Origin of the sequence: Kitasatospora sp. NPDC085895 (assembly GCF_040702125.1) — a bacterium.
GTDB lineage: Bacteria > Actinomycetota > Actinomycetes > Streptomycetales > Streptomycetaceae > Kitasatospora > Kitasatospora arboriphila.
Genome location: NZ_JBFBJY010000001.1, coordinates 48,778 through 71,474, shown reverse-complemented (window position 1 = coordinate 71,474; position 22,697 = coordinate 48,778). Strand labels below are relative to the sequence as shown.

The window sequence follows — 22,697 nt, the reverse complement described above, 5'->3', positions numbered from 1 at the left end:
AACGCCGATGCGTACACCACGCACCGGCACCGATGCGGTAGGTTGGGGTCAACTCCGGGGCCGCGAGGCACCGTAGGGCACTAGCTCAATTGGTAGAGCACCGGTCTCCAAAACCGGCGGTTGGGGGTTCGAGTCCCTCGTGCCCTGCTGCTTTTTTCGTACCGAGCCCGTTCGCTCCACAGAGCGAGCGGGCTTGATGCGGAGAGGGCCCCGTCAGCAATGCACTTCGCCGGACCGGCGCGCCCACCCCGGGCACGCTTCTCGGCAGGACCCGGATTCAGGTGAGGACGAGTGACGGAGACCACGGGCTCCACCGCAACGCCTGAGAGCGGCAACCCCGAGGGTGCCGACGGCGCTGCCGCCACGCCTGACGAGGCGCTCTCCCGCCGCGACCGGAAGCGCGCCCGCAAGGCGCAGGGCGGCGACCGCAAGTCCGGCAAGCGGGCCAAGAAGGGCCTCTTCGCGCGCATGGCGGTCTTCTACCGCCAGATCATCGCCGAGCTCCGCAAGGTCGTCTGGCCGAGCCGCGGCGAGCTGATCCAGTACACCACCGTGGTCGTCGTCTTCGTCGTCACGATCATGCTCGTGGTCTACGGCCTCGACACCGCGTTCGCCAAGCTCAGCCTGCTGATCTTCGGCTGACCCGCGCCCGATCCGGCGCGACTTTCCTCCGCGGACGCCACCGGCCCGACCGGCCGGTGCGCGACGTCCGGACACCCGCCCGACCCGTCCCGCGCACCCGAGACCGGTGCCCCGCCCCTCCGGGACGGGAGACCGGTCCGGGCTTTCGGCGCCGACCGGGCGGGCCAGCTACCGTTGACTCGGTACTGTTGAGGTATCCGTTACACATCCCAGGAAAGAAGCAGCGCCCGTGTCTGAGTCCCCCCTGTACGACGCCGACGCCGACGAGACCGTCCGCGACGCGGACGTCGCGGCCGAGGCCGCCGACGCCGAGGCTGCGGAGCAGATCCTCGACGCCGCCGACGCCGACGAGGACGAGGTCGAGGCTGCGGACGAGGCGGAGGCGGGCGTGCCGGCCGAGGCCGCCGCGCTGCACGAGGTCGCCGAGGCCGAGGCCGCCGCCGAGGAGGCGTTCACCGCCGAGGCGGAGGAGAGCGACCCGGTCGCCGAGTTCCGCGAGAAGCTCCGCCTCGCGCCGGGCGAGTGGTACGTCATCCACACGTACGCCGGCTACGAGAACCGCGTGAAGCAGAACCTGGAGCAGCGCTCCGTCTCGCTGAACGTCGAGGACCGCATCTTCGAGTCGGCCGTGCCGCAGGAAGAGGTCGTCCAGATCAAGAACGGCGACCGCAAGACCATCCGTCAGAACAAGCTCCCCGGCTACGTCCTGGTCCGCATGGAGCTGGACGCCGAGTCCTGGGGCGTCGTCCGCAACACCCCGGGTGTCACCGGCTTCGTCGGCAACGCCTACGACCCGTACCCGCTGACGCTGGACGAGGTCGTCAAGATGCTCGCGCCGGACGTCGAGCGCGCCGCGGCCAAGGAGGCCGGCAAGGCGTCCCCGGTCCGCCCGGTCGAGGTCCAGGTGCTCGACTTCGAGGTCGGCGACTCGGTCACCGTCACCGACGGCCCGTTCGCGACCCTGCAGGCGACCATCAACGAGATCAACCCCGACTCGAAGAAGGTCAAGGGCCTGGTCGAGATCTTCGGCCGCGAGACCCCGGTCGAGCTGTCGTTCGACCAGATCCAGAAGAACTGACGCAGATCTTCGGCTCCGGGGCGGGGCGCAGGCTCCGCCCCGGAGCCGTTTTGGTCCAGGGCCGCATCAGCGGTTAGCCTGGTCCGATGTGTGTGCTGGCGGCCGGGTGTCGCCCCGACCGATGCACACGCCGAAATCACCTCTCGGAAGGACCCGGAGAGACATGCCTCCCAAGAAGAAGAAGGTCACGGGGCTTATCAAGCTCCAGATCAACGCCGGTGCGGCCAACCCGGCCCCGCCGGTCGGCCCCGCACTGGGTCAGCACGGCGTCAACATCATGGAGTTCTGCAAGGCCTACAACGCCGCGACCGAGTCGCAGCGCGGCATGATCGTGCCGGTGGAGATCACGGTCTACGAGGACCGCACCTTCACCTTCATCACGAAGACGCCGCCGGCCGCGCGCCTCATCCTGAAGGCCGCCGGCATCGACAAGGGCTCCAGCGAGCCGCACAAGACCAAGGTCGCCAAGCTCACGGCTGCCCAGGTCCGCGAGATCGCCACCGTGAAGCTCCCCGACCTGAACGCCAACGACCTGGACGCCGCGTCGAAGATCATCGCCGGCACCGCCCGGTCGATGGGCATCACCGTCGAGGGCTGATCAGCCCAGTCGTCCCCGTGGTAGGGCCGAGCGCGGCCCGTTCCCACCACGAACTCCATCACCTTCAGGAGAAGCAGTGAAGCGCAGCAAGGCCCTCAAGGCCGCGGACGCCAAGGTCGACCGCAGCCGGATCTACGCCCCGCTCGAGGCCGTCCGCCTCGCCCGGGAGACCTCCACCACCAAGTTCGACGCGACCGTCGAGGTTGCCATGCGCCTGGGTGTCGACCCGCGCAAGGCCGACCAGATGGTCCGCAGCACCGTCATCCTCCCGCACGGCACGGGTAAGACCGCTCGGGTCCTGGTCTTCGCGACCGGTGACCGTGCCGAGGCCGCGCGTGCTGCCGGCGCCGACATCGTCGGCTCCGACGAGCTGATCGACGAGGTTGCCAAGGGTCGCCTGGACTTCGACGCCGTCGTCGCCACCCCGGACCTCATGGGCAAGGTCGGCCGCCTCGGCCGCGTGCTCGGTCCCCGTGGCCTGATGCCGAACCCGAAGACCGGCACCGTCACCCCGGACGTCGCCAAGGCCGTCAACGACATCAAGGGCGGCAAGATCGAGTTCCGCGTCGACAAGCACTCGAACCTGCACCTGATCATCGGTAAGGCCTCCTTCACCGACGAGCAGCTGGTCGAGAACTACGGCGCCGCGCTCGAGGAGGTCCTCCGGGCCAAGCCGGCCGCCGCCAAGGGCCGCTACATCAAGAAGATCGCGTTCTCGACCACCATGGGCCCGGGCGTCCAGGTGGACCCGAACCGCACCCGCAACCTCCTCGTCGAGGAGGACCCGGCCGCCGTCTGAGCCACCGTGCTCCGGCAGTAGCCGCGTCCTGGGCGCACCGCGCAGTTCGTGACCGACGGGCCCGCACCCCCTTCACCGGGGGTGCGGGCCCGTCGGCCGTGTGCGCGGCCGCGCGGGACCGCGGCCGGCCGGCCGGACGCCGCGGCGGCCGGCATGGCAGGGTGAAGGGCAGCGGACGAGGCGCGGGACGGGCAGGGGAGGCGGGGATGGCGGGACGGGCGGTGCGCCGCGCGGCTGCGGCCGCGGCACTGGCCGCGGTGCTCACCGCCTGCGGCAGCGGCTCCGGGGGCGCCCCGGCGGCCTCGCCGAGCGCCTCCGCCGACCCGACGGTGCTCGCCACCCCGACCGACCGCTCGCCGCACGGCGTGCTGCTCTCCGCCCAGCTGGCCGTGCACGGCGCCCGGCGGGCCCGCTTCAGCGGCAACCTCGGCTCGGACACCGTGGCCGGCCTGCTGTTCTGGGCGCCCAAGACGGTGCTCCAGCTCAAGCGCCCCGGCACCACCGAGGAGGTCGTGGTGCTGGACACCACCGCCTACCGCGGCGGCGACGCGGCCACCGCGAGCCGGCTCGGCGGGCGGCACTGGGAGAAGTTCACCGGCGTGCCCGGCACCGACGGCCAGCGCGCCGTGCCGTACGCCGACACCGTCGACCGGCTCAACCCCGTGGTGGCGCTGACCGCGGCGGTGGCCGCCCCCGCGCCCGAGCGGATCGGCGCGGAGGAGATCGACGACACCGCCGTGGTGCACTACCGGGTCGCCACCACGGTCGCCGACTACGCCGAGGCGCAGACCCAGCTCCCGCCCGCCCGGCGGGCCGCCCTGCGCACCGCGCTGGGCGACGGCGGGGTGATCACCCTCGACGTCTGGCTGAACGACCGCGACCAGCCCGTCCAGCTGCAGCGCACCGGCTCCGGCGCGGCCGAGCGGATCTCCGACACGCTGCGCTTCGACGAGTTCGGCGGGCCGCTGTCGGTGCAGGCCCCGGCCGAGTCGGACACCGCCGACGCGGGCGGACGGAGCCTGCCGCCGCTGTAGCGGATGCCCGAATTTGGTCGAAGTGCCGGGCGTCCAGTACGGTGGTGGCTGCCGAAGACCGCTGGTTGTCGTCCGCTTCCTTTCGGGGGCGAGGCGCCGAAGGATCTGCGATTCGTCGCAGGCAGCCCGCGCAGGAGTGTTTGGAGCTTGGACTTCCGCCCGTCGTGATCCGTCACGTCGGACGTCGAGGTCTTTCAGAGCCCCGTGCGCCTGCGCACCGGGGCTCTCATCGTTTCTGCTGAGGCTTCCTTCGAACCGGCGCGTCGAGGCGTTGAATGGTCGACTGCTCCAAGGTCGGCCCGACTTCGACATCACGGAAGGAGGCGTACGCCTATGGCAAGGCCCGACAAGGCTGCTGCCGTCGCCGAGATCACGGACAAGTTCCGTGGCTCCTCCGCGGCGCTGCTGACCGAGTACCGCGGTCTCACGGTGAAGCAGGTCAAGACCCTGCGTCGCTCGCTGGGTGAGAACGCTGAGTACGCCGTGGTGAAGAACACGCTGACCAAGATCGCGGCCAACGAGGCCGGGATCTCCGAGCTGGACGACCTGTTCGCCGGTCCGACGGCTGTCGCCTTCGTCACCGGTGACCCGGTGGAGTCGGCGAAGGCTCTGCGTGACTTCGCCAAGGAGAACCCCGCTCTCATCATCAAGGGCGGTGTCCTTGACGGCAAGGCGCTGTCCGCCGATGAGATCAAGAAGCTCGCGGACCTCGAGTCCCGCGAGGTGCTGCTCGCCAAGCTCGCGGGTGCCCTGAAGGCCAAGCCCTCCCAGGCTGCCGCGGTCTTCCAGGCCCTGCCGTCGAAGCTCGTCCGCACCGTGGACGCGCTGCGCGACAAGGTCGAGCAGGGCGGTGCCGGTACGCCGGCTCCCGCCGAGGACGCGGAGTAATCACTCCCGCCCTCTAGCGGGCCCGTAGTACGCCCGCCAATCCGTACATCCGGCACCACCTGCCGATTTAGTGGAAGGACGCCAATCATGGCGAAGCTGACCCAGGACGAGCTGCTCGCGCAGTTCGAGGAGATGACCCTCATCGAGCTCTCCGAGTTCGTGAAGGCCTTCGAGGAGAAGTTCGACGTCACCGCTGCCGCTCCGGTCGCCGTCGCGGGCGTTGCCGCCCCGGGTGCCCCGGCCGAGGCCGTCGAGGAGCAGGACGAGTTCGACGTCATCCTCGACGGTGCGGGCGACAAGAAGATCCAGGTCATCAAGGAGGTGCGCGCCCTGACCTCCCTCGGCCTGAAGGAGGCCAAGGACCTCGTCGACACCGCCGGTGCCAAGGTTCTCGAGAAGGTCAACAAGGAGACCGCCGAGAAGGCCAAGGCCCAGCTCGAGGGCGCGGGCGCCAAGGTCACCGTCAAGTGACCCCTCCCCGGCCCTGAGGGTCGGGAGGTGCCTCCACGCCCCCGCTGAGGGGGCGCGCAGGAACACGGGCCGGGCCGGCCATCCGCGAGGATGGCCGGCCCGGCCTTTCGCGTATCCGCCCGCCCGTGCCGCCCGCCCGCCTCCGCGGCGCCCGGGCCTGCCGGATACCTGCACAGGGCCCGCCCGCTGTGCGCTCGGCCACTGTCGGTGGCGGCCGGTAGGGTGATCACTGTCGTCGCGGCGGCTCCCACCACGGGATCTGTAACGCTCCCGGGGCCGCGGACGATGAGGCAGGCGAGGTCCGCACTCCGGTGGGGGCCTTGACGAACGGCAGCAGGCGCGCGATTCTCAAGGCGCGCGCCGCGCTCGGCCCGTCCGCCCCGGTTGGAGCGGCTCCGGATGCATATTCGGTGGCCCCAGCGGGAAGTGACTCCGAGTAGAGGTGCGGTGGCCCGGGAGTTCCCGGGCCGTCGGTTGTACGAGGGCAGGGCACCCCTGCGGCACGGCTCCCCGGCGGGGCCGGAGCGCACGGGATGCGACCGGAGGGAGCGTCCGATTCGGTCTCCGAATCAGGGCTTGTCAGCAGTGTCGCCTTTGGCTACACTGTCCCTTTGCGCTGCCTGTTAGCTGCTCCGTGACTCGTCGCCCGGAGTCTGCGCTGCCCTGAAGGGGTCTGGCTCCGCCTCCGTGAACCGGCATTGACCTGGGGATTCTCCTCCCGGTCGGCGGTGGTCCCCGGCGGTGGCACCGGTCCCGTCTCGGCCCGGCCGGTACGCGCGTAGTGAGCTCCGAGCCCTCGGAAGGACCCCCCTCTTGGCCGCGCCGCGCAACGCCTCGAACAATTCCGCCGCATCCACCGCCCCGCTCCGCGTTTCGTTCGCGAAGATCAAGGAGCCCCTCGAGGTCCCGAACCTCCTGGCCCTGCAGACCGAGAGCTTTGACTGGCTGCTCGGCAATGCGGCCTGGAAGTCCCGGGTCGAGGAGGCGCTGGACAACGGTCAGGACGTCCCCACCAAGTCCGGTCTGGAGGAGATCTTCGAGGAGATCTCGCCGATCGAGGACTTCTCCGGGTCGATGTCGCTGACCTTCCGCGACCACCGTTTCGAGCCGCCGAAGAACTCCATTGACGAGTGCAAGGACCGCGACTTCACCTACGCGGCCCCGCTCTTCGTCACCGCCGAATTCACCAACAACGAGACCGGCGAGATCAAGTCCCAGACGGTCTTCATGGGCGACTTCCCGCTCATGACCCACAAGGGCACGTTCGTGATCAACGGCACCGAGCGCGTCGTCGTGTCGCAGCTGGTCCGTTCCCCGGGCGTCTACTTCGACTCCTCCCTGGACAAGGTGTCCGACAAGGACATCTACTCCGCCAAGATCATCCCCTCCCGCGGTGCCTGGCTGGAGATGGAGATCGACAAGCGCGACATGGTCGGTGTCCGCATCGACCGCAAGCGCAAGCAGTCGGTCACCGTGCTGCTGAAGGCCCTCGGCTGGACCAACGAGATGATCCTCGAGGAGTTCGGCCAGTACGAGTCGATGCGCGCCACCCTGGAGAAGGACCACACCCAGGGCCAGGACGACGCGCTGCTCGACATCTACCGCAAGCTGCGTCCGGGCGAGCCGCCGACCCGTGAGGCCGCGCAGACCCTGCTCGAGAACCTCTACTTCAACCCGAAGCGCTACGACCTGGCCAAGGTCGGCCGCTACAAGGTCAACCGCAAGCTCGGCAACGGCGAGTCCCTGGACTCCGGCGTGCTCACCGAGCCGGACATCATCAACACCATCAAGTACCTGGTGAAGCTGCACGCCGGCGAGACCGAGTGGCGTGACGACGAGGGCCGCGACATCGTCATCGAGGTCGACGACATCGACCACTTCGGCAACCGGCGCCTGCGCAACGTCGGCGAGCTCATCCAGAACCAGGTCCGCACGGGTCTCGCCCGTATGGAGCGCGTCGTGCGCGAGCGCATGACCACCCAGGACGTCGAGGCCATCACGCCGCAGACCCTGATCAACATCCGGCCGGTCGTCGCCTCCATCAAGGAGTTCTTCGGCACCAGCCAGCTGTCGCAGTTCATGGACCAGACGAACCCGCTGTCGGGCCTGACCCACAAGCGCCGCCTGTCCGCGCTCGGCCCCGGTGGTCTGTCCCGTGAGCGGGCCGGCTTCGAGGTCCGTGACGTGCACCCCTCGCACTACGGCCGCATGTGTCCGATCGAGACGCCGGAAGGCCCGAACATCGGTCTGATCGGCTCGCTCGCCTCGTACGGCCGGGTCAACGCGTTCGGCTTCATCGAGACGCCGTACCGCAAGGTCGTCGACGGCGTGGTCACCGAGCAGGTGGACTACCTCACCGCCGACGAGGAGGACCGCTACGTCATCGCGCAGGCCAACGCGCCGCTGACGAACGACCTGCACTTCGCGGAGCCCCGCGTCCTGGTCCGTCGCCGCGGCGGCGAGATCGACTACATCCCGGGCACCGAGATCGACTACATGGACGTCTCGCCGCGCCAGATGGTGTCGGTCGCGACCGCCATGATCCCCTTCCTCGAGCACGACGACGCCAACCGCGCGCTCATGGGCTCGAACATGATGCGCCAGGCGGTGCCGCTGCTGAAGAGCGAGGCCCCGCTGGTCGGCACCGGCATGGAGTACCGCTGCGCGGTCGACGCCGCCGACGTCATCACCGCCGAGAAGGCCGGTGTGGTGCAGGAGGTCTCGGCCGACTACGTCACCGTGGCCAACGACGACGGCACGTACACCACGTACCGCGCCGCCAAGTTCACCCGCTCGAACCAGGGCACCTCCTTCAACCAGAAGGTGCTCGTGGACGAGGGCGCCCGCGTCGAGGCCGGCCAGGTGCTGGCCGACGGCCCGTGCACCGACCAGGGCGAGATGGCGCTCGGCAAGAACCTCCTCGTGGCGTTCATGTCGTGGGAGGGCCACAACTACGAGGACGCGATCATCCTGTCGCAGCGCCTCGTCCAGGACGACGTCCTCTCCTCGATCCACATCGAGGAGCACGAGGTCGACGCCCGTGACACCAAGCTGGGCCCCGAGGAGATCACCCGGGACATCCCGAACGTCTCCGAGGAGGTCCTCGCCGACCTCGACGAGCGCGGCATCATCCGGATCGGCGCCGACGTCGTCACCGGCGACATCCTGGTCGGCAAGGTCACCCCGAAGGGCGAGACCGAGCTGACCCCCGAGGAGCGCCTGCTCCGCGCGATCTTCGGTGAGAAGGCGCGCGAGGTCCGCGACACCTCGCTGAAGGTGCCGCACGGCGAGTCCGGCAAGGTCATCGGCGTCCGCGTCTTCGACCGCGAGGAGGGCGACGAGCTCCCTCCGGGCGTCAACCAGCTGGTCCGCGTCTACGTGGCCCAGAAGCGCAAGATCACCAACGGTGACAAGCTCGCCGGCCGTCACGGCAACAAGGGCGTCATCTCCAAGATCCTGCCGGTCGAGGACATGCCGTTCCTGGAGGACGGCACCCCGGTCGACATCATCCTCAACCCGCTGGGTGTCCCGTCCCGAATGAACCCGGGACAGGTCCTGGAGATCCACCTCGGCTGGCTCGCCCAGCAGGGCTGGGACGTCTCCGGCCTCGCCGACGAGTGGGCCCAGCGCCTGCAGGAGATCGGCGCCGACCAGGTCGTCGGTGGCACCAACCTCGCCACCCCGGTCTTCGACGGCGCCCGCGAGGACGAGATCACCGGCCTGCTGGACAACACCACGCTCACCCGCGACGGCGAGCGCCTGGTGAACTCCACCGGCAAGGCCCGGCTGTTCGACGGCCGCTCCGGCGAGCCGTTCCCGATGCCGATCTCGGTCGGCTACATGTACATCCTCAAGCTGCACCACCTGGTCGACGACAAGCTCCACGCCCGTTCGACCGGTCCGTACTCGATGATCACCCAGCAGCCGCTCGGTGGTAAGGCGCAGTTCGGTGGTCAGCGATTCGGTGAGATGGAGGTGTGGGCCCTCGAGGCGTACGGAGCCGCGTACGCGCTGCAGGAGCTCCTCACCATCAAGTCCGACGACGTCCTCGGCCGCGTGAAGGTCTACGAGGCCATCGTCAAGGGCGAGAACATCCCCGAGCCCGGCATTCCCGAGTCCTTCAAGGTGCTCATCAAGGAAATGCAGTCGCTCTGCCTCAACGTGGAGGTGCTGTCCTCGGACGGCCAGTCCATCGAGATGCGGGACTCCGACGAGGACGTCTTCCGTGCGGCCGAGGAGCTCGGCATTGACCTGTCCCGGCGCGAGCCGAGCAGCGTCGAAGAGGTCTGACGGAGGCCGGGCCGGCTGCTCCTCGTGAGCAGGAACAGCCGGCCCGCCCCCAGGCCCCCCTCAGACCACAGACAAACTCTCGAATCACGAAAGAGGGCTTGACGACCAGTGCTTGACGTCAACTTCTTCGACGAGCTCCGTATCGGCCTGGCCACCGCCGACGACATCCGCCAGTGGTCCCACGGCGAGGTCAAGAAGCCGGAGACCATCAACTACCGCACCCTGAAGCCCGAGAAGGACGGCCTCTTCTGCGAGAAGATCTTCGGCCCCACCCGGGACTGGGAGTGCTACTGCGGTAAGTACAAGCGCGTCCGCTTCAAGGGCATCATCTGCGAGCGCTGCGGCGTCGAGGTGACCCGCGCCAAGGTGCGCCGCGAGCGGATGGGCCACATCGAGCTGGCCGCCCCGGTCACCCACATCTGGTACTTCAAGGGTGTCCCGTCCCGCCTGGGCTACCTGCTGGACCTGGCGCCGAAGGACCTCGAGAAGGTCATCTACTTCGCCGCCTACATGATCACCTGGGTCGACGACGAGCGCCGCCAGCGCGACCTGCCGTCCCTGGAGGCGCACGTCTCGGTCGAGCGCCAGCAGATCGAGAACCGCCGCGACGCCGACCTCGAGGCCCGTGCCAAGAAGGCCGAGACCGACCTGGCCGAGCTGGAGGCCGAGGGCGCCAAGGCCGACGTCCGCCGCAAGGTGCGCGAGGGCGCCGAGCGCGAGATGAAGCAGCTGCGCGACCGCGCCCAGCGCGAGCTGGACCGCCTCGACGAGGTGTGGAGCCGCTTCAAGAACCTCAAGGTCCAGGACCTCGAGGGCGACGAGCTGCTCTACCGCGAGCTGCGCGACCGCTTCGGCACGTACTTCTCCGGCTCGATGGGCGCCGCGGCGCTCAAGGACCGCCTGGAGTCGTTCGACCTGGCGGAGGAGTCCGAGCGCCTGCGCGAGATCATCCGCACCGGCAAGGGCCAGAAGAAGACCCGTGCGCTCAAGCGCCTCAAGGTCGTCTCCGCGTTCCTGCAGACCACCAACAAGCCCAAGGGCATGGTGCTGGACTGCGTGCCGGTCATCCCGCCGGACCTGCGTCCGATGGTGCAGCTCGACGGTGGCCGCTTCGCGACCTCCGACCTGAACGACCTGTACCGCCGCGTCATCAACCGCAACAACCGCCTGAAGCGCCTCCTCGACCTCGGTGCCCCCGAGATCATCGTGAACAACGAGAAGCGCATGCTCCAGGAGGCCGTCGACGCGCTCTTCGACAACGGCCGCCGCGGCCGCCCGGTCACGGGCCCCGGCAACCGTCCGCTGAAGTCGCTGTCGGACATGCTCAAGGGCAAGCAGGGTCGTTTCCGCCAGAACCTGCTCGGCAAGCGCGTCGACTACTCGGCCCGTTCGGTCATCGTCGTCGGCCCGCAGCTCAAGCTGCACCAGTGCGGTCTGCCCAAGGCCATGGCGCTGGAGCTCTTCAAGCCGTTCGTGATGAAGCGCCTGGTCGACCTGAACCACGCGCAGAACATCAAGTCGGCCAAGCGCATGGTCGAGCGCGCCCGCCCGGTCGTGTGGGACGTCCTCGAAGAGGTCATCGCCGAGCACCCCGTCCTGCTGAACCGTGCGCCCACCCTGCACCGCCTCGGCATCCAGGCCTTCGAGCCGCAGCTGGTCGAGGGCAAGGCCATCCAGATCCACCCGCTCGTCTGCACCGCGTTCAACGCGGACTTCGACGGTGACCAGATGGCCGTCCACCTGCCGCTCTCCGCGGAGGCGCAGGCCGAGGCCCGCATCCTGATGCTGTCCTCGAACAACATCCTCAAGCCGGCCGACGGCCGTCCGGTCACCATGCCGACCCAGGACATGGTGCTCGGTCTGTTCTTCCTCACCTCGGACCGCGACAACGTGAAGGGCGCCGGCCGCTCCTTCTCGTCGACCGCCGAGGCGATCATGGCCTTCGACGCCCGCGAGCTGGACGTCCAGGCCCCGATCGACCTGCGCATGCCCGCCGGCACGGTCCCGCCGCGCGGCTGGACGGCGCCGGTGGACGAGGACGGCCAGTCGACCTGGTTCGAGGGCGAGCCGTTCCGCATCACCACCACCCTGGGCCGCGCGCTCTTCAACGAGCTGCTGCCCGAGGACTACCCGTTCGTCGACTACGAGGTCGGCAAGAAGCAGCTGTCGGCCATCGTCAACGACCTGGCCGAGCGCTACCCGAAGGTCGTCGTCGCCGCGACGCTCGACAACCTGAAGGCGTCCGGCTTCCACTGGTCGACCCGTTCCGGTGTCACCGTCTCGATCTCGGACGTCATCGTCCCGCCGAGCAAGCCCCAGATCCTCGAGGGCTACGAGGCGCAGGCGGAGAAGGTCCAGAAGCAGTACGAGCGCGGTCTGATCACCAACGACGAGCGCAAGAGCGAGCTGGTCGGCATCTGGACCCGCGCGACCAACGAGGTCGCCGAGGCCATGGCCGTGAACTTCCCGAAGACGAACCCCATCTTCATGATGGTCGACTCGGGTGCTCGTGGAAACATGATGCAGATGCGTCAGATCGCCGGTATGCGTGGTCTGGTGTCGAACGCCAAGAACGAGACGATCCCGCGTCCCATCAAGGCGTCCTTCCGCGAGGGCCTGTCCGTGCTGGAGTACTTCATCTCCACCCACGGTGCCCGTAAGGGTCTCGCCGACACCGCCCTCCGCACCGCCGACTCCGGTTACCTCACCCGTCGTCTGGTCGACGTCTCCCAGGACGTCATCATCCGCGAGGAGGACTGCGGCACCGAGCGCGGCCTGAAGCTGTCGATCGGTTCCGTGGGCGCCGACGGCGTGCTGCGCAAGGCCGACGACGTCGAGACCAGCGTCTACGCCCGCATGCTCGCCGAGGACATCACCGTCGACGGCAAGCTGCTGGCCACCGCCAACACCGACCTCGGCGACGTCCTGATCGACGAGCTGATCCGGCACGGCATCAGCGAGGTCAAGACCCGCTCGATCCTCACCTGTGAGTCGGCGGTCGGCACCTGCGCCATGTGCTACGGCCGCTCGCTGGCCACCGGCAAGCTGGTCGACATCGGTGAGGCGGTCGGCATCATCGCCGCCCAGTCCATCGGTGAGCCCGGTACCCAGCTGACGATGCGTACCTTCCACACCGGTGGTGTGGCCGGTGACGACATCACCCAGGGTCTGCCGCGTGTCGTCGAGCTCTTCGAGGCCCGTACCCCCAAGGGTGTGGCCCCGATCTCGGAGGCGCAGGGCCGGGTCCGCATCGAGGACACCGAGAAGACCCGCAAGCTGGTCGTCACCCCGGACGACGGCAGCGACGAGATCGCCTACCCGGTCTCCAAGCGCGTCAAGCTCCTGGTGAGCGAGGGCGAGGCGGTCGAGGTCGGCCAGAAGCTGACCGTCGGTGCCACCAACCCGCACGACGTCCTGCGCATCATGGGCCAGCGCGCCGTCCAGGTCCACCTGGTCGCCGAGGTCCAGAAGGTCTACAACTCGCAGGGTGTGTCGATCCACGACAAGCACATCGAGATCATCATCCGGCAGATGCTCCGCCGCGTGACGATCATCGAGTCGGGCGACGCCGAGCTGCTCCCGGGCGAGCTCGTCGAGCGCGGCCGCTTCGAGCAGGAGAACCGCCGCGTGGTGTCCGAGGGCGGTCACCCCGCCTCCGGCCGTCCGCAGCTCATGGGTATCACCAAGGCCTCGCTGGCCACCGAGTCCTGGCTGTCGGCCGCCTCCTTCCAGGAGACGACCCGGGTGCTCACCGACGCGGCGATCCACGCCAAGTCGGACCCGCTGCTGGGCCTCAAGGAGAACGTCATCCTCGGTAAGCTCATCCCGGCCGGTACGGGTCTGCCCCGCTACCGCAACATCCGGGTCGAGCCGACCGAGGAGGCCAAGGCCGCGATGTACTCGGCCGTCGGCTACGACGACTACGACCTGTCGCCCTTCGGCGCCGGCTCCGGCCAGGCGGTCCCGCTGGACGACTACGACTACGGCCCGTACACCGGCTGAGTCCGCAGGTCCTGAACGCCGCAGGGCGGCCACCCCGAAAGGGGCGGCCGCCCTGCGGCGTTCCCGCGTCACCTCGTTCTCCCTCGCGCGGGGGAGTCGGCAGAACCGCTCCGGCGGGGGATCCGCAGGGGCCCTCCGACGGGCAGTGTGGTCCCTGCGGCGATCCGGACGGTCCGGGAGGCCGAGGGGGAGGACCGCATGAACCGTCCACTGGCCAAAGTGCTGCTGTACACGGCCGTGACCGCGCTGACCGGCGCCGCCCTGGTGGGCTGCCTCGCCGAGGACCACCGGCGGGACGTCGGCTACCGGGTCACCGAGCAGGTGCGCACCCTGGTGATCGAAGGGGAGACCGGGGACGTCGAGGTCACCGGCGGGGCCACCGGGATCGAGGTGACCGAGCAGCAGACCTACCGGGGGTCCGCACCCGAGGCGAGCCACACCGTGGCCGACGGCACGCTGACCCTCTCCTACCGCTGCCCGGACGGCGACTGCGGGGTCGGTTACAAGGTCCGGGTGCCGGCCGGCACCGTGGTGAAGGTGCACGACTCCACCGGCAGCATCCGGCTGACCGGCCTGAGCGGAGAGGTGGAGGCCCGGACCGGCACCGGCGGGATCACTGCCGCACTGAGTTCGCCGGTGGTCCGGCTGGCCGCCGAGACGGGTGACGTCGCGGTGTCCCTCGACGGCGGGGTGCGCCGGGTGGAGGCGGTCAGCAGCACCGGCGACGTCCGGGTCCGGGTGCCCGGGGGCCGCCCGTACGCGGTGGACTCCGCCAGCGACACCGGCGCGGTGAAGGTCTCGGTGGACCGCTCGGCGGGCGCCGGGAGCACCATCACGGCCCGCACCGAGACCGGCGACGTGACGGTGGAGGGTGTTTGAGCCGCCGCCGGTACGGCATGATCGTTCCGGGACGGGTCACGGGGGAGGTCCGGCGGTGGGGGAGTGGACGGTGCACGTCCGGGCGCGGGCGGCCGCGCTCACCGACCGGTGGCGGGCGGGGCCCGGCCGGGCCGGTCCGTACGTGGTGGACACCGGCCTCGCGCTGGCCGCGGCGGCGATCTCGGTCTGGGCGGTGTTCTGCGACGACCGGGGCTGGCCCTGGTGGGTGTACCTGCTGGTGGTCGCCGCGGCCGCGCCGCTGCCCTGGCGCCGTCGGGCGCCGTTCACCGTCTGGCTGGTCAGCGGGGTGTTCTCGCTGACCCAGTCGATCGTCGCGCACTCCGTCGCGCCGCAGCTCCCGCTGCACCAGGTGCTGACCGTCTACACGGTCGCCGACCGCGGCCGGGACTGGCAGCGCTGGCTCATGCTGGCGATCCTGGTGCCAGCCAACATCCTGGGCACCCGCTCGCCGAACGGCATGCTGTTCAGCCTGCTGATGTCGGTGGGCAGCTTCATCCTCGGCTCGCTCACCCGCGAACTGCACCGACGGGCCCGGGTCGAGGCCGAACGAGCCGCGGTCGAGGCGGAGCGCGCCCGGGAGGCCGCGCTGCGCGCCGCCGGCGAGGCCGGCCGGGCGGTCGCCGAGGAGCGCGGCCGGATCGCCCGGGAGATGCACGACATCCTCGCCCACGCCGTCTCCCTGATGGTCATCCAGGCCGAGGCCGGCCCGCTGGTCGTCCGCAGCGACCCCGGCCGGGCGATCCGGACCTTCGACACCATCGCCGACTCCGGACGGGACGCGATGGTCCAGCTCCGCCGGGTGCTCGGCGTGCTGAAGGAGGACGGGGCCCGGCCCGAACTCGCCCCGCAGCCCACGCTGGCCGAGCTGCCGACGGTGGTCGACCGGGTCCGCGACGCGGGCATCGCCGTCCGGGCCGAGATCGAGGAGCACGGGCCGGCAGACGTGCAGGCCGCCGCCTACCGGATCGTCCAGGAGGCGCTGACCAACGTCCTCAAGCACGCCGAGGCGCGGCACGTCGGCGTCCGGGTGGGCGTGCGGGGCCCGGTACTGGAGGTCGAGGTCACCGACGACGGCCGGGGCGTGCCCCCGGCCCGGGCCGGCGGGCTGCCCGGCGGGCGCGGACTGATCGGCATCCGCGAACGGGCGGCCGCCTGCGGCGGCAGCGCCGAGGCGGGGCCGCGGCCGGACGGCGGCTTCCTGGTGAACGCCCGCCTGCCCCTGGACATCTGACGGAAGGAGAGCACGCAGTGGTGATCCGTGTGGTCGTCGCGGATGACCAGGAGCTGGTCCGGGCCGGCTTCGGCATGATCCTGGACGCCCAGCCCGACATCGAGGTGGTCGCCGAGGCGGCGGACGGCGCCCAGGCCGTCGAAGCCGTCCGGGAGCACCGTCCCGACGTGCTGCTCCTGGACGTCCGCATGCCGGTCATGGACGGGCTGGAGGCGGCGCGCCGGGTCTGCGCCGAGCACCCCGGCACCAAGGTCGTCATGCTGACCACCTTCGACATCGACGACTACGTCTTCGACGCGCTCTACGCCGGAGCCAGCGGTTTCCTGCTGAAGGACGTCCGGCGCGACGACCTCACCCACGGCGTCCGCACGGTCGCTTCCGGCGAGGCGCTGCTCGCGCCCTCCGTCACCCGACGGCTGATCGGCGAGTTCACCGCCCGCAGGGCCGGACCGGCGAGCCCGGCGCGGCCGCCCTCCCGGCTGCTGCAGCAGCTGACCGGCCGCGAGGCCCAGACGCTGCGGCTGCTCGCCCGCGGACTCTCCAACGCCGAGATCGCCGCCGAACTCACCGTCAGCGAGCACACGGTGAAGACCCACGTCTCCAACCTCCTCGCCAAGCTGCAGCTGCGCGACCGCGTGCACGCCGTGGTCTTCGCCTACGAGTCCGGGGCGGTGGTCGCGGGGGAGCCGTGACGGGCCGTCCGCGACCGTCGCCCCGAGCCGCCGCCGGGAGCCCTAGCGCATGCGGAAGACCGGGCCGCGGGGGGTGAAGGGGAGGGTGGCGCCGCGGGGGACGAGGTAGGCGTGCTCGCGGCGGATCCGCAGGACGTCGCACTCGGCGTCGGTGATCACCAGCAGCGGAGCCCCCGGCGGGAAGTCCTCGGCGCGTTCCAGCAGGTCGACCCCGGGCTGCAGCACCGTGCCGCCGCGGCCCCGGACGCGGACCCGGCCGGCGATCTCCTCCGGCGGCAGGTAGCCGGCGTCGTGCGGTGCGGCGTCGCAGAACACCACCCGGGCGGCGGCCACGTCGCGGGCCGCCGCGTACGAGGCGATGGCGCCGAGGGCCTTGCCGAGCAGCGGCCGGCTCATCGAGCCGGAGGTGTCGAGCACCACGCCGAAGGTGCACCGGGCGACCTCCTCCTCGGGCCGCCACCGCCCCGCCCGCGGGATGTCCGGGGTGGCGGACTGCCGGCGCGAGGGCCGGGCGTAGCTGCGCACGGTCTGCGGGGACGGCACGAACTCGTCGAACCAGCGGGCGAGCTGCGCGTCCCAGGGCAGGGGCGGGTGGGCGAGCGCGCGGATCTCCTCGACCAGTCCGGCGGGGAGGGTGCCGCGCTCCCGGGTGTGGAGTTCGAAGCCCTGCTGCAGGCCGCGCCGGTAGAACCCGTCCAGGTCGACGTGGTCGCGCGGGTTGCCGAGCGGCTCGCCGAGCACGTCCGGCCGGCCCTTCCCGGCGAGGGTGGCGAGGCGGCGGATCCGCCGCTGGTCGCGGACGATCCGGTCGTACACCTCCTCGGCGGAGAGCCCCTTGAGCTGCGGGTCGTGCAGCAGGCCCTCCGGCATGTCGCCGACGCCCATCTCGACCAGCCAGCCGTTCACCACGAAGTCGCAGGCGACGTTGAAGAGGTACGGGTCGCGGGCGCCCGTCCGGTCGCCGTGCCGCAGGGCGGCGTGCAGCATCTCGTGGCCGAGGACGAACCGCCACTCCTCGTCGGTCAGGTGCAGCAGCGGGTTGACGTAGAGCTCGCCGGCCGCGGCGTTCACCGCGGCGACGGAGATCCCGTGCGCGCGGACGAGTTCGGCGTCGGCGACGACGGTCATGCCGGCCGCGATGCCGCCGAGCAGCGGGTAGGAGGAGACGAACCAGTTCAGCGCCCGCATCCAGGGCCGTTGCGGTTCGCGGGCGTCGGTGAGGCCGGCCCGGCGGCCGCCGGCGACGTCCATCGCGGCGGAGACCGTCCGGGTGAGGGCCGCGGCGAACGCGGCCGTCCAGTCCTCCGGGTCCCGGTACCCCTGCCAGGGCACCAGCAGCTGGTCGGCGAGGCCCGGGCCGCAGGCGCTCGGGACGTCCGGCACCCCGTCGCGGCGCCAGCGGGCGGCGAGTTCGTCCTCGTCGCCGGCGGGCAGCGACCGCGGCAGGTCGAACGGGCAGCGCCCGACGTGGAAGGTGGCCTGGAAGCGGTGGACGGCGGTGCAGCGGGCGGCCTGCAGCGCGTCGTCGGCCGGTGTGCGCCGGCCGCGCGCGGCGGGCACGTGGCCGAAGCCGAGGTGGAGCAGGCAGTGCGTCAGCACCCAGGCCCACTCGGCGGGTTCGGCGCGCCGCCCGATGTCGGCGTGCACGGTGCCGTCGGAGTCGACGACCGCCCAGCCGCCGGGCGGGACGGCTTCGCAGTCGGGGGCGGTGCAGATCCGGGCGTCGATCGCGTTCAGGGCGTGGTTGGCCCCCACCAGCGCCAGTCCCGCCCGGAAGGCCTCGGCGGCCGGGTCCGGACGTTCCTCGGGATCACGGCCGGCGGCGCGGCGCTTCGCGGCGGCACGGCTCACCGCCGGGCCTCGACCAGCCGGGGCATGTCCCGGGCGGCCTCGACCAGGAACCAGGACGGCAGCACCGGGTTGCCGTCCTCGCCGTCCGCGATGACGGTCTGGGCGACCTCGACGGAGATCTCGGCGAGCTGGACGAGCAGCGACTTCGCCCGGTACGCGGTGCGCCGCAGCTGCTCGGAGGCGTGCTCCTTGCGGGCCGGGAGCACCTTGACCAGCCTCCCGCGGAAGGCGTCGGCCAGGTAGTACAGCAGGTCGCGGTCCTCCAACCGGGCGGGCCAGCGGGCGTCGCCCTTGAGGATGGCGTCCAGCCCGTACGCGTTGCGGACGATCTTGGCGTAGCCGCAGAAGGCCACCGCGTGCTGCGGGGTGAGCAGGCCGTGCGCGACCACCTGCAGCGCCGCCTCGTCCAGGGCCGGGCCGAAGGAGTGCAGCGCGTCGGAGAGCATGTGCCAGGAGCGCGGGGTGGAGAACGGCTCCTCGGTCTTCGGCGGCGCCGACCACAGGTGGTCCGGCCGGTCGGTGAGGTGGTCCAGCACCCACGGGTGGATGCCCGCGTCGGCCGCCCAGGCCAGCCAGTCGGTGGCGCTGGCCCGCAGGTGCACGTGGACCAGCCGGTTGACCAGCGCGGAGGCCATCGGCCGGGCCAACGCACCGTCGGTCGCCCGGTTGCCCGCGCCGATCACGATCGAGCCCGGCGGCAGCTCGTAGGAGCCGATCCGGCGGTCCAGGATCAGCGAGTAGAAGGCCTTCTGCACGTCCGGCGAGGCCGCGTTGAGCTCGTCGAGGAACAGGCAGTACGGCTCGTCGCGGGCGATCGACTCCGGCGGGCAGAACCGGGACCGGCCGTCCGCGGTCAGCTGCGGCACGCCGACCAGGTCCTCCGGCGCCAGCTGGGTGCCGATCAGGCTCACGCACTCCAGACCCAGCGAATCGGCGAACCCCCGCACCAGCGAGGACTTGCCGATGCCGGGCGCACCCCACAGGAAGACCGGGCGGACGGTCGCCAGACCCAGCAGCAACTCCGGTACCCGGGACGGCGAGACGGTGACGGCACCCTGCACAGGACTCCTTCGACACGGTGGGCTTCCCGGCCAGTGTGCGCAGCCGCCGCCGCGCGGCGCACCGGGTTTTTCCGGTGGCGCCGGCCGCGGCCGTCCGCGTACCGTCCCGGCCATGAACGCCAAGCGGCCCCTGATCGCCGTCCTCACCGGCGCGGGCATCTCCACCGACTCCGGCATCCCCGACTACCGCGGCCCGAACGGCCTGTGGCAGCGCGACCCGAAGGCGCAGGAGCTCGTCACCATCGGCCCGTACCTCGCCGATCCGGACGTCCGCCGGCGGTCCTGGCAGCTGCGCAAGGAGGTCGGCGCCGTCGGTGCCGAACCCAACGCCGGCCACCTCGCGCTCGTCGAACTGGAGCGCTCCGGGCTGCCGATGCGCGTCCTCACGCAGAACGTCGACGGCCTGCACCGGCGTTCGGGCCTGCCCGAGCGCAAGGTGCTCGAACTCCACGGCACCGCCGACCGGGTGCAGTGCGTCCGCTGCCGCCTGCGCACCCCGATGGCCGAGGCGCTGGCCCGGGTCGACGCCGGCGAACCGGACCCGGCCTGCCTCGCCTGCGGGGGCGTGCTCAAGCCGTGCACCGTGATGTTCGGCGAGGTGCTCGACGAGCGGGTGCTCGCGGACGCCGCGGCGATCGCCAAGGCCTGCGACCTGTTCCTCGCCGTCGGCACCCTGCTGCAGGTCCACCCGGCGGCCGGTCTCGCCCGGGTCGCGGTGGAGCACGGCGCCCGGCTGATCGTCGTCAACGCCGACCCGACCCCCTACGACGACGAGGCCGCCGAGGTGATCCGCGAACCGATCTCGCAGGCGCTGCCCGCGCTGGTCGCCCGGATCACCGCAGGGGAGTTCTCCACCCCGGCCTGACCGGCTGCGTAGCATGGGCCCTCCCCGGACGCGTGGGAGGCGGACGATGGCAAGCGGTGGCTTCGACCCGTGGTCGGCGGCGTTCGTCGCCCACCCCTACGACGCGTACGCCGAGCTCCGGGCGAAGGCGCCGGTCACCCGGTACGAACCCAGCAACCAGTGGCTGGTCGCCCGGTACGCCGACGTCTCCGCCCTGCTGCGCGACCGCAGGCTCGGCCGCACCTACACCCACCGCTACACCCACGCCGAGTTCGGCCGGCCCGAGCCCGACCCCGCGCACGAGCCCTTCCACACCCTCAACGACAACGGCCTGCTCGACCTGGAGGCCCCCGACCACACCCGCATCCGCCGCCTGGTCTCCAAGGCCTTCACCCCGCGCCGGGTCGAGTCGCTGCGCCCCACCGTCGCCCGGCTCGCCGACGGACTCGTCACCGGCCTGCTGGCCGACGGCGGCGGCGACCTGATCGCGACGGTCGCCGAGCCGCTGCCGGTCGCCGTCATCGCCGAGATGCTCGGCGTCCCGGAGGGCGACCGGCACCTGCTGCGGCCGTGGTCCGCCGACATCACCGGCATGTTCGAGCTCAACCCGGGCGAGGAGACCGCGCGGCGCGCCGTCCGCGCCAGCACCGAGTTCTCCGACTACCTGCGCGCCCTGATCCGGCGGCGCCGCACCGACCCCGGCGACGACCTGATCAGTGCCCTCGCCCTGGTCGCCGACGAGGGGGAGGTGCTCAGCGAGCAGGAGGTCGTCTCCACCTGCGTGCTGCTGCTCAACGCCGGGCACGAGGCGACCGTCAACACCACCGGCAACGGCTGGTGGGCGCTCTTCCGCAACCCCGGCGAACTCGCCCGGCTCCGCGCCTCGGTGGACGAACTGCTGCCCACCGCCGTCGAGGAACTGATGCGCTGGGACACCCCGCTGCAGATGTTCGAACGCTGGGTGCTGGAGGACATCGAGGTCGGCGGGGTACGGATCCCGCGCGGCTCCGAGGTCGCGCTGCTCTTCGGCTCCGCCAACCGCGACCCCGAGCGCTTCGCCGACCCCGACCGGCTCGATCTCGGCCGCACCGACAACCCGCACATCACCTTCGGCGCCGGAATCCATTTCTGTCTCGGCGCTCCGCTCGCCAGACTGGAGCTCAACGAGTCCTTCGGCGCACTGCTCCGCCGGGCACCCGGCCTGCGCCTCGTCCGCGAGCCCGTCTGGCGGCCCGGCTACGTGATCCGCGGACTCGAAGAACTGCTGGTCGAGGTCTGACACACCGCTGGAGGTGGCCGTGGGAGCGGCAACGGGGGCACTGCTGGGGCTGGCGATCGGCGACGCCATGGGACGACCCACCGAGTTCGACACCATGGCGGGCATCACCGCCGGCTGCCCCGACTGGCGCCGGCTCCCGCTGCCCGACCCGGCCAGGGTCACCGACGACACCCAGATGACCCTTGCCCTCGGCCGCGCCCTGCGCACCGCCCTGGAGCGCGGCCCGCTCACCCCGCTGCGCCTGGAGCGGCCGCTGCGCGAGGAGTTCGTCGACTGGTGGCGCTCCCCGGAGAACAACCGCGCCCCCGGCCGCACCTGCATGCGCTCCTGCCACCGCCTCAGCAGGGACGGCACGTCCTGGCAGCAGGCGAGCGACGTCGGATCCAAGGGCTGCGGCGCCAACATGCGGGTCGCCCCGCTCGGCCTCGTCCGCGGGCTGACGCCGGCCCAGCTCTCCGGCGCCGCGCAGCTGCAGTCCGGGCTGACCCACGGCCACCCCACCGCGCTCGCCGCCAGCGTGCTCACCGCGCACACCGTGCGGCTGCTCGCCGACGGCACCGCCCCGGCCGAACTCCCGGGCCTGCTGCGCGCGTACGCCACCGGGCAGCGCGGCCGCTACGACGCGTTCTGGCTCGGCGACCTCGCCGCCCACGCCCAGGACCCGTCGCCGGAGACCTTCGCCACCCGCGGCTGGGACGAGTGCCTCTTCGTCCTCGACCGGCTGGACGCCGCGCTCGCCCGGCCCTCCCTCGACACCGACCCGTGCGAGATCACCGGCGCCGGGTGGATCGCCGAAGAGGCCTTCGCCACCGGCCTGCTGTGCTTCCTGCTGCTGCCCGACGACCCGGTCGCGGCCGTCCGCCGGGCCGCCTTCTCCTCCGGCGACTCCGACTCCATCGCCTGCCTCACCGGCGCCTTCGCCGGCGCCCGGCACGGCAGCGCCGCCTGGCCCGCCGAGTGGGCCCAGCGCATCGAGTACCGCGACGAACTCCTCGCGCTCGGCGCGCTCTGGGACTGACGCCCGCTCGGCCGACCGG

At 71.4% G+C, this 22,697-nt stretch carries 17 protein-coding genes and 1 tRNA gene; 16 read left to right on the top strand and 2 right to left on the bottom strand.

Annotation, left to right across the window (positions count from 1 at the left end; genetic code table 11):
- Positions 1-74: 74 nt before the first annotated feature.
- The 13 genes from AB0442_RS00385 (at position 75) to AB0442_RS00325 (ending at position 16,625) form a co-directional block, all read left to right on the top strand.
- A tRNA-Trp gene (locus AB0442_RS00385) sits at positions 75-147 on the top strand.
- A gap of 144 nt (positions 148-291) precedes the next feature.
- Entirely contained in the window at positions 292-642 is a 351-nt protein-coding gene (gene secE / locus AB0442_RS00380) for a preprotein translocase subunit SecE (protein ID WP_263104914.1), read from the top strand.
- A gap of 229 nt (positions 643-871) precedes the next feature.
- A complete protein-coding gene (nusG, locus tag AB0442_RS00375; protein WP_363540472.1) occupies positions 872-1,720 on the top strand; it encodes a transcription termination/antitermination protein NusG in 849 nt (282 codons plus the stop codon).
- Between the two features lie 163 nt (positions 1,721-1,883).
- The gene (rplK, locus tag AB0442_RS00370) at positions 1,884-2,318 is read left to right on the top strand and encodes a 50S ribosomal protein L11 (protein WP_030263630.1); all 435 of its coding nucleotides are present in this window, start codon (positions 1,884-1,886) and stop codon (positions 2,316-2,318) included.
- 76 nt (positions 2,319-2,394) lie between these two features.
- A complete protein-coding gene (rplA, locus tag AB0442_RS00365; protein WP_263104917.1) occupies positions 2,395-3,117 on the top strand; it encodes a 50S ribosomal protein L1 in 723 nt (240 codons plus the stop codon).
- Positions 3,118-3,323: 206 nt separating this feature from the next.
- Entirely contained in the window at positions 3,324-4,151 is an 828-nt protein-coding gene (locus tag AB0442_RS00360; protein WP_344621446.1) for a hypothetical protein, read from the top strand.
- 333 nt (positions 4,152-4,484) lie between these two features.
- Complete coding sequence (rplJ, locus tag AB0442_RS00355) at positions 4,485-5,039, top strand: 50S ribosomal protein L10 (protein WP_095874414.1); 555 nt, start codon at positions 4,485-4,487, stop codon at positions 5,037-5,039.
- Between the two features lie 87 nt (positions 5,040-5,126).
- Positions 5,127-5,510 carry a 50S ribosomal protein L7/L12 gene (gene rplL / locus AB0442_RS00350; protein ID WP_366159757.1) on the top strand — a complete coding sequence of 128 codons (384 nt, stop codon included), beginning with the start codon at positions 5,127-5,129 and terminating at the stop codon, positions 5,508-5,510.
- An 813-nt stretch (positions 5,511-6,323) separates the two neighbouring features.
- A complete protein-coding gene (gene rpoB / locus AB0442_RS00345; RefSeq protein ID WP_344621448.1) occupies positions 6,324-9,800 on the top strand; it encodes a DNA-directed RNA polymerase subunit beta in 3,477 nt (1,158 codons plus the stop codon).
- A gap of 108 nt (positions 9,801-9,908) precedes the next feature.
- Positions 9,909-13,802, top strand: coding sequence for a DNA-directed RNA polymerase subunit beta' (locus AB0442_RS00340; RefSeq protein WP_366159756.1), 3,894 nt, complete (start codon positions 9,909-9,911; stop codon positions 13,800-13,802).
- 198 nt (positions 13,803-14,000) lie between these two features.
- The gene (locus AB0442_RS00335) at positions 14,001-14,681 is read left to right on the top strand and encodes a DUF4097 family beta strand repeat-containing protein (protein WP_366159755.1); all 681 of its coding nucleotides are present in this window, start codon (positions 14,001-14,003) and stop codon (positions 14,679-14,681) included.
- Positions 14,682-14,736: 55 nt separating this feature from the next.
- Complete coding sequence (locus AB0442_RS00330; RefSeq protein ID WP_366159754.1) at positions 14,737-15,933, top strand: histidine kinase; 1,197 nt, start codon at positions 14,737-14,739, stop codon at positions 15,931-15,933.
- Between the two features lie 17 nt (positions 15,934-15,950).
- On the top strand, positions 15,951-16,625 hold the full coding sequence (locus AB0442_RS00325; RefSeq protein ID WP_366159753.1) for a response regulator transcription factor: 675 nt from the start codon (positions 15,951-15,953) through the stop codon (positions 16,623-16,625).
- A gap of 42 nt (positions 16,626-16,667) precedes the next feature.
- On the opposite strand, the gene AB0442_RS00320 is transcribed toward AB0442_RS00325, so the two are convergent.
- Both AB0442_RS00320 and AB0442_RS00315 read right to left on the bottom strand, forming a co-directional pair.
- Complete coding sequence (locus tag AB0442_RS00320; RefSeq protein WP_366159752.1) at positions 16,668-18,476, bottom strand: hypothetical protein; 1,809 nt, start codon at positions 18,474-18,476, stop codon at positions 16,668-16,670.
- Complete coding sequence (locus AB0442_RS00315; RefSeq protein WP_366159751.1) at positions 18,473-19,537, bottom strand: MoxR family ATPase; 1,065 nt, start codon at positions 19,535-19,537, stop codon at positions 18,473-18,475. Before AB0442_RS00315 ends, AB0442_RS00320 begins: the two co-directional genes overlap by 4 nt.
- Before the next feature lie 112 nt (positions 19,538-19,649).
- On the opposite strand from AB0442_RS00315, the gene AB0442_RS00310 reads away from it, so the two are divergent.
- Genes AB0442_RS00310 through AB0442_RS00300 form a run of 3 tightly spaced genes read left to right on the top strand, consistent with a single transcriptional unit; the run spans position 19,650 to position 22,678 of the window.
- Positions 19,650-20,402: a Sir2 family NAD-dependent protein deacetylase gene (locus tag AB0442_RS00310; RefSeq protein ID WP_366159750.1), complete on the top strand. Its 753-nt coding sequence runs from the start codon at positions 19,650-19,652 to the stop codon at positions 20,400-20,402.
- Between the two features lie 46 nt (positions 20,403-20,448).
- Positions 20,449-21,660, top strand: coding sequence for a cytochrome P450 (locus AB0442_RS00305; RefSeq protein WP_366159749.1), 1,212 nt, complete (start codon positions 20,449-20,451; stop codon positions 21,658-21,660).
- Between the two features lie 19 nt (positions 21,661-21,679).
- Positions 21,680-22,678 (top strand): ADP-ribosylglycohydrolase family protein, encoded by a 999-nt coding sequence (locus AB0442_RS00300; RefSeq protein WP_366159748.1) that lies wholly within the window; start codon positions 21,680-21,682, stop codon positions 22,676-22,678.
- Positions 22,679-22,697: the final 19 nt, after the last annotated feature.

What these genes read in the sequence shown, in the direction of transcription:
- rplK (WP_030263630.1), top strand. Translation starts at nt 1,884, where the DNA reads ATGCCTCCCAAGAAGAAGAAGGTCACGGGGCTTATCAAGCTCCAGATC.
- AB0442_RS00360 (WP_344621446.1), top strand. Translation starts at nt 3,324, where the DNA reads ATGGCGGGACGGGCGGTGCGCCGCGCGGCTGCGGCCGCGGCACTGGCC.
- rplJ (WP_095874414.1), top strand. Translation starts at nt 4,485, where the DNA reads ATGGCAAGGCCCGACAAGGCTGCTGCCGTCGCCGAGATCACGGACAAG.
- rplL (WP_366159757.1), top strand. Translation starts at nt 5,127, where the DNA reads ATGGCGAAGCTGACCCAGGACGAGCTGCTCGCGCAGTTCGAGGAGATG.
- AB0442_RS00335 (WP_366159755.1), top strand. Translation starts at nt 14,001, where the DNA reads ATGAACCGTCCACTGGCCAAAGTGCTGCTGTACACGGCCGTGACCGCG.
- AB0442_RS00310 (WP_366159750.1), top strand. Translation starts at nt 19,650, where the DNA reads ATGAACGCCAAGCGGCCCCTGATCGCCGTCCTCACCGGCGCGGGCATC.
- AB0442_RS00305 (WP_366159749.1), top strand. Translation starts at nt 20,449, where the DNA reads ATGGCAAGCGGTGGCTTCGACCCGTGGTCGGCGGCGTTCGTCGCCCAC.